Consider the following 6834-nt stretch of genomic DNA (forward strand, 5'->3'; position numbering starts at 1 on the left):
CTGCCGAGCGGGCAGGCTGCGATGACGATGCGGTCGTCGACGCCGTGCGCGGAGTGCACCGGCACCTGGCGGCCGCCCTTGGCGCGCATGCGCCGGTTGACGTAGTGGAACAGGTCGTCCACCGACACTTCACTGCTGCCGTCCTTGCTGACCTTCCCCGTCCGCAGAGCCTCGATCACCTCGGCAGTGAAGGCGGAAGGCTTCACGTCGGCGCCGCCGCCCGCATCCGCATACGAGTCCTCTCCGGCCCGCGAGGACGACAGGACGTACACGCCCCTGCTGGTCAGCAGGGCCTGCTCGCCGGACTTCGCCACAGAACCGTCCGGCTGCCGGTCCGAGGTGCGCAGGCCGACGGCGAAGCCCCCGCTACGGCAGCAGTCGATCATCACGACCTTCTGCGGGGCCCAGCACTGTTCCAGCAACTCGTTGACGAAGCCGGCGCTCACGCCGGTCTCGGCCACCCTGTCGAAGTCGGTGTCCCTGGCGACGAAGTGGAACTCGCCGCCGTCCCGGGCCAGTCGTACGCCGTGCCCGGAGACGTACACCAGCGCCAGCTCGTCCTCTTCGCATTCCTCCAGGAACTCGCCGATGGCCAGCCGCATGTCGTCGGCGGTCAGATCGGACTCGGTCCGGACGGAGACGAAGGCGCCGATGTTGCGGTGCTTCAGGACCTGACTCAGCCCCCAGACGTCCGCTCGTGTGGACGGCAGTGGCGCGAAGCGGCCGTCGTCGTAGTGCTCGTTGCCGATCAGCAGAGCCCGGCGCTTGATCAGGCGGGTCACGCTGCGCCGTCCTCCGGCCCGTCGTCCTCGCCGCCGATCGCCCGGTCCAGGAAGTCGCGGACCATTCGCTCTTGCGCCGCGTCCGGGCGCCCTCGCAGGGGCAGGTCCCCGGCCGTCGTCCTCCGTTCTCGAACGGCGGCGTGGTCGGCGGCCGTCCGATCCCGAGTGATGGTGTTGCAACCGGCCGTTCCCAGCAGTCGGGCCGTGCGGCAGTGCGTACGCCCGGATCCGGTGGCTCAGGTATGGCGGGCGGTTCCGGCACGGCACGCGACGGAGTCGCGGGAGGTGCGACCAGTACGGCGCGCCCGGGCCGGAGTGGCGGCGTCGGTGGTTCCCGTCTGCCCCAGTCGGCTTCCTCGACGAGCGCTGGCCGCAGGAGCGGGCGGCAGCACCGTGTGGTCGAGGATGAGGAGACGTGGCGGCAGGGCGGCCGCCGCGCTGTGCCGCCGGTCATCGACTGATTCGTGTTCAGGAACGGAGAGAGCGAAGCCCATGCGCACCAGCGGTTATCGACACACCGAACGCCGTGCTCGACGTGCAGCGGCATCGGCGGCTCTCGGCCTGCTGCTATTGGGTGCCGCAGGAGTGCCGGCTCGCGCGGATTCGACGCGCGAGGAGCAGTGGTTCCTCGACGCGATGAAGGCCGAGCAGATGTGGCAGACCAGCACCGGTAGGGGCATCACGGTCGCCGTCATCGACACCGGCGTCGACTGGACCCATCCGGACTTGAAAGGGCGCGTCCTACTGGGCAAGAACTTCGCCGAGGACCAGCCCGGCGACGAGCACACCGACTACGAAGGCCACGGCACAGGCATGGCCGGTCTGATCGCCGGAACCGGCGCGTACGGTGGCGGAAAGGGCGCCTTCGGCCTCGCGCCCGGCGCGAAGATTCTCCCGATCCGGATGCCCAAGGACGAGACGGCGGCCAACGAGGCCGAGGGAGCCCGGCGGTTCAACGAGATCGTCCCGAAGGCGATCCGCTATGCCGTGGACGCGGGCGCGCAGGTCATTAACACTGATCTTCGCCGGTGTGGGCAACGACGGGGACCAGGCCAACGAGGTCATGTACCCGGCGGCGACACCAGGCGTGGTCGGCGTCGCAGCAGTCGGGAAGGATCTCCGCAGAACCGCCGAGTCCGAACACGGACCGCAGGTGGACATGGCTGCGCCCGGCGAGGACATGGTGCACGCCTGCGGGAGCGAAACGGGACTGTGTGAGACGCACGGGACCAGTGACGCCACCGCCCTGGCCTCGGCCAGCGCCGCCCTGATCTGGGCCAAGCACCCGAACTGGACCAACAACCAGGTCCTGCGGGTGATGCTCAACACCATCGGCGGCCCTACGGACGGCGCCAAGCGCAACGACTCCGTCGGCTACGGGATCGTCCGCCCCCGCATCGCCCTGCAGAACCCTGGCGACCCTGGTCCGGCCGACGTTTACCCGCTTCCGGATTTCGCAGGCGCGGCGTCGAAGCAGCCGACTCCCAGAGCCACCGCGAGCGCCGACGCCGGTGCTCCGGCAAAGGATGACAACTCCGCCGCGGCAACGGCCACGTCGAAGGCCAGCGGTACTTCGTGGGTTGTGCTGGGCGTTAGCGGCGTCGTGGTCCTCGGAGCCGGGATCGCCGTAGCCGCTGTCGTCCGCAGGCGCCGGACACCCACAGCGCCACTTCCCACATCCGCACCTATCCCGGGCCAATCCCCCTACACAACAGCGGGGTTCACCCCGCCTCCGCAAGCACACCCGGGCACTTCGGGCCGTGTCTCCCCACCCGATCGAGGAACTGGTCACGTCTGAGTACGCATACTCAGACGCCCATGGCGACCGGAACGGATGGGGCACGTGGTGAAGGGGCTGTAGCGTGCTTCTCGATCAGCGCACCGTCGCGGTCGTGCGTGCACAACGACTTGGCGGCTTACGACACGACACGGGGAGGGGGAACCACGCGTGGCCTGGGAGGAGTGGGAGCAGCTCAAGGCTGCGGCGGCCGAACGGCACTCCGCACGGATGCAGCTCAACCAGCTGCCCGCCGACCAGGGCGGCACCAGCTCGGGTGGCAGCGGCGCTTCCGGCAGGCTCAGGTCCGACAAGAAGGCGTGGTCCGCGGCCGGCGAGGGCGTCGGCGACCTGCGGGACAACATCGGCAAGGCGCTGACGAAGCTAGAGCACGGCCAGACGGGGCTCGACAAGGGGTCCGGGTGTCTGACCGCGGCAGCCCAGAAGAGCGTGTACGACTCCTGGGAACGCCGCGTGAAGGACATCAGCGGGCTGTGCGACGGCCTCGCTGGCGTGCTGGAAAAGGCGGGCAATGACCAGCTGAGAACCGACGAGGCCATCAAGGCCGAGATCGCCAAGCTGAAGGTCCACTCCGAGGACGCGTCCACCGCCGGCGGCACTGGCAAGGGCCGGTGATCCGGAGGCATGGACCTCAAGACACTCAAGGCCATCAACCCATCCGAGTACGCGGACGCAGCGGACGGGTACCGCGCGGTGAGCGACATGGCCGACGCGGCCAAGGACCGCATCGACAAGCAGATCACCAAGGCCATGCAGAAGGCCAACGAGGGTGAGGCAGCGGACGCGGCGCTGAAGCAGCTGCACAAGCTGTCGGAGAACTTCCACTACACGCAGGTCGAGTGCGGCCTGGCCAGCGGAGCTCTCAACGGCTTTTCGTCCGAAATCACCGCCCCGAGACGCCGCCTACTCGAGGCGCTGGACGACGCGGAGGCGCTGTCGTACACCGTGAACGCAGACGGTAGCGTCGTGTACCCCGCCGGTGGCGAGAACGAGCTGACCGGTGACGAGATACCCGGTGGAACGATCAAGGGCAACACCGGCCGATACACCCCCGGACTCGGCCCGGACACCTCCGGCCTGCACAGCCCCAACCCTCACCGCGCGAAGGCCCAGGACATCGCCGACCGCATCGCCCACGCCGTACAGGAAGCCACGGAGATCGACGACCGGTACAGCGAGGCGTTGGGGAAGCTCAAGGCGGCCCCGGGGCTGGGTGTCAGCACCAAGACGTGGGCGAATGTGGCGGCCGACGTCGATGCCGTCAGCTCTGCCGCGAGTGAATACCTTCGGGACAACATCCCGCTGGACAAGTCGCCCGCCGATCGCAAGGAGTGGTGGGACAGCCTCAGTGATGAGGAGCGCGACGAGTACAAGAGGGCGTTCCCGGAGATCATCGGAAACTTGGATGGCATTCCGGCTATGGTGCGGGACGAGGCGAACCGAGAGAACCTGCCCCTGCTCATAGCGTCGCTGGAGGGGAAGGACGACGAGGATTCCCAGACCAAGCTGGGCGGCCTCAAGCGCATCCAGGAGAGGCTGAACACGGTCAGCGTCCCGCCGATGTACCTCCTCGGCATCGGTAACGAGGGTAATGGACGGGCGATCATCTCCTTTGGCAATCCGGACACGTCCAAGAATGTCTCGGCATACGTTCCGGGTCTCGACACGAAGCTCGATAAGGAATTCGCCAATGGCACCGTGAACCGTGCCTTCTACACCGCCAAGCTGGGCCGGGAAATGAATCCCTCCACCGCATCGATCGTCTGGCTCGGATACGACGCACCGCAGATGACGCCCCTCGACCTGGTCTCCGGCTCCAGCGTCATGCTGACGAGCAACGCCGAGCATGGGGCCCCGGCCTACAACAGCTTCATGAGCGGTATCGCGGCCACCAATGAGAACGCCGACCCGCACATCACGGCGATCGGCCATTCGTACGGGTCACTGACGGTGGGGACCGCCGCGAAAGAGGCCGGCGGAATCCCCGGCGTCGACGACATCGTCCTGGTCGGCAGTCCCGGTGTCGGCGTGGACAAGGCAAGTGACCTGGGCGTCGGCAAGGAACACGTCTGGGTTGGGTCTGCCGAAAACGACGTCGTGACCAAACTGCCGTTGCCAAAGGAAGGCGGCGGCGCACTCCTGGGCGGTGGCCTCGGGGCCATCGCAGGCGGTCCGGCCGGTGCGCTGCTCGGTGGCGCCGCCGGTGGTAGCGTGAGCGACTCCGACGACAACGACCTCTGGTTCGGCAAGGACCCGGCGAGCGCGGAGTTCGGGGCCAACAGGTTTAAGACGCTGCCAGGTCCGACGCTTGTCTCCGTGCCGGACGTTTGGGATTCCGACCTGACGATCGATGCGCATTCGAACTACTTCAACCCAGAGCCAGGAAAAGACCAGGTGTCAGCGAGGAACATTGCCGCAGTCGTCGCCGGCGAGCCCGGTTACGTATCAAGGGAGAAGCCGCGATGAAACGTAGGGCGGTGGCAGCCGCGGCGCTGGTCCTGCTGCTCGCCGGATGCGGGCCGGCCGATTCCGGATCCTCCCCCAAGGACCAGGACACGAAGATGAACATGCAAGAGGCGGCCGACCGTGCGGACGCCATCCTCGACGGAACGTTCGCGGCCATCAAACCCGCCGTCCAATGGACGCCCACCTACACCGTGCCGGCCGAGTGCTACGTGGACCGCGACCGGACGGTCATGACGATCATCTCGGAGCAGCGGCGCGCGGCGTTCCTGGGCGTGGTGGAGCGCTACTGGAAGAGCAAGGGATACGAATTGGTCGACGTGAGCGCGAACGGGCTGGCGGCCAACTTCAAGACCGAGGATGGATTCCAGCTGCAAGTGCTCATCGGAGCCCACGGCCAGGCCCACTTCAGTGTGACCACGCCCTGCGTGGAGAAATCCGAAGTGTCCGCCCCGAGTAGTCCGCCCGCTGGTCCCGACTATTCGCAGCAGGAGGTTCCGGCTCCAAACGTCCATTCGGACTTCTGGTCGTCCAGCGATCCCATCCCTTCTTCCTCCCCGAGTGGGACGTGACGAAGAGAACCTGCGTCGCACTCTTGGGTGGTCTGCTTCTGTCGGTGGGTGCGGCTATTGGGAAGGTTCGTCGGACAGCGAGCCGAAGATGATCACGCTCCTGGCGACAGCTTGGGGGGACGGAGTCGCTGATGCGGAAGGCGATCGTGGTGCCGGGCGAGTGCCCGCCGATTCTTCAGGTGGATTCCGTCCGGCAGCCGGCCGGCGGACCTAATGACGCGCAAGCGTCAGGCCCGTGACCCGCCAGCCTCACCAGGGTTCTCTCCAATACGATCAGCCGGAATGAGCCGCGCCAGGGGCACGTTCAACTGCTGGCGAGTTGCCTCCGCGTAACCCCATATGGTCCGCTCTCCGTTGAGTTTATGCTGGAGTTGCTCCGGTCCGGTAGACACGGACGGGCTTGCGTTCTACGCGGCAGCGTAGGCGAGGTTAGCTGATGCTTGTGGTGCGTGTCGGCGCTCGTACTCGGCTGGGCTGAGCTGGCCGTTCGCCGAGTGGCGGCGCCAGGGGTTGTGGAACCCTTCGATGTAGCTGAAGAGCTGTTCTCGGCGTCGCCTGAATCCTGACCCTCTGACGGCGGATCAAAAGTGACCCACTTGGTGATTTTCGCTGGAACCTGATCTTGATCGGAGGTCAGGAAGGAGAGGGTGATCCATGTGGAGGACTGGGCAGAGATTCGACGGCTGCACCGGGCCGAGCAGATGCCGATCAGGGCGATCGCGAGGCATCTGGGCATCTCGAAGAACACGGTCAAGCGTGCGCTGGCCACCGACCGGCCGCCGAAGTACGAGCGGCCGGCCAAGGGTTCGGTGGTTGACGCGGTCGAGGTGCAGATCCGTGAGCTGCTGCGGGAGACTCCGACGATGCCCGCCACGGTGATCGCCGAGCGGATCGGGTGGGATCGCGGGATGACGGTCCTCAAGGACCGGGTGCGTGAACTGCGACCGGCGTACGTTCCCGTCGATCCCGTCTCGCGCACGACGTATCAGCCCGGCGAGCTGGCCCAGTGCGACCTGTGGTTCCCCGAGGCGGACATCCCGCTCGGCTACGGGCAGTCCGGCCGGCCGCCGGTGCTGGTGATGGTGTCCGGCTACTCGCGGGTGATCGCCGCACGGATGCTGCCAGCCAGCGCCGGGCCGTTCTTGAGCCGCGGGCCATCGCCGTGGCCGTCCATCCGGGGCAGGTGCAGCAGCATCGTGTACCGGGTGGTGCGCTCGAC

4 protein-coding genes and 2 pseudogenes are annotated in these 6834 nt (G+C 67.2%); 5 read left to right on the plus strand and 1 reads right to left on the minus strand.

The window, feature by feature from the left end; genetic code table 11:
- A partial coding sequence (locus ABZV31_RS37885) for a caspase family protein (protein ID WP_355901383.1) occupies window positions 1–782 on the minus strand: 782 nt, incomplete at its 3' end.
- A 651-nt stretch (window positions 783–1433) separates the two neighbouring features.
- Here ABZV31_RS37885 and ABZV31_RS37890 point away from each other — a divergent pair.
- The 5 genes and pseudogenes from ABZV31_RS37890 to ABZV31_RS37910 form a co-directional block, all read left to right on the plus strand.
- Window positions 1434–2580, plus strand: a pseudogene (locus ABZV31_RS37890) (S8 family serine peptidase).
- 150 nt (window positions 2581–2730) lie between these two features.
- The gene (locus ABZV31_RS37895; RefSeq protein ID WP_355901385.1) at window positions 2731–3195 is read left to right on the plus strand and encodes a hypothetical protein; all 465 of its coding nucleotides are present in this window, start codon (window positions 2731–2733) and stop codon (window positions 3193–3195) included.
- Between the two features lie 9 nt (window positions 3196–3204).
- Window positions 3205–5046, plus strand: coding sequence for an alpha/beta hydrolase (locus ABZV31_RS37900; protein ID WP_355901387.1), 1842 nt, complete (start codon window positions 3205–3207; stop codon window positions 5044–5046).
- An 11-nt stretch (window positions 5047–5057) separates the two neighbouring features.
- Window positions 5058–5615 carry a hypothetical protein gene (locus ABZV31_RS37905; RefSeq protein WP_355901388.1) on the plus strand — a complete coding sequence of 186 codons (558 nt, stop codon included), beginning with the start codon at window positions 5058–5060 and terminating at the stop codon, window positions 5613–5615.
- Between the two features lie 647 nt (window positions 5616–6262).
- Window positions 6263–6742 (plus strand): annotated as a pseudogene (locus ABZV31_RS37910) (helix-turn-helix domain-containing protein); the annotation flags it as partial.
- Window positions 6743–6834: the final 92 nt, after the last annotated feature.

This window comes from Streptomyces sp. NPDC005202, from assembly GCF_040608235.1.
Taxonomy (GTDB): domain Bacteria; phylum Actinomycetota; class Actinomycetes; order Streptomycetales; family Streptomycetaceae; genus Streptomyces.

Coding starts and splice junctions, on each gene's coding strand:
- ABZV31_RS37900 (WP_355901387.1), top strand. CDS start 3,205: ATGGACCTCAAGACACTCAAGGCCATCAACCCATCCGAGTACGCGGAC.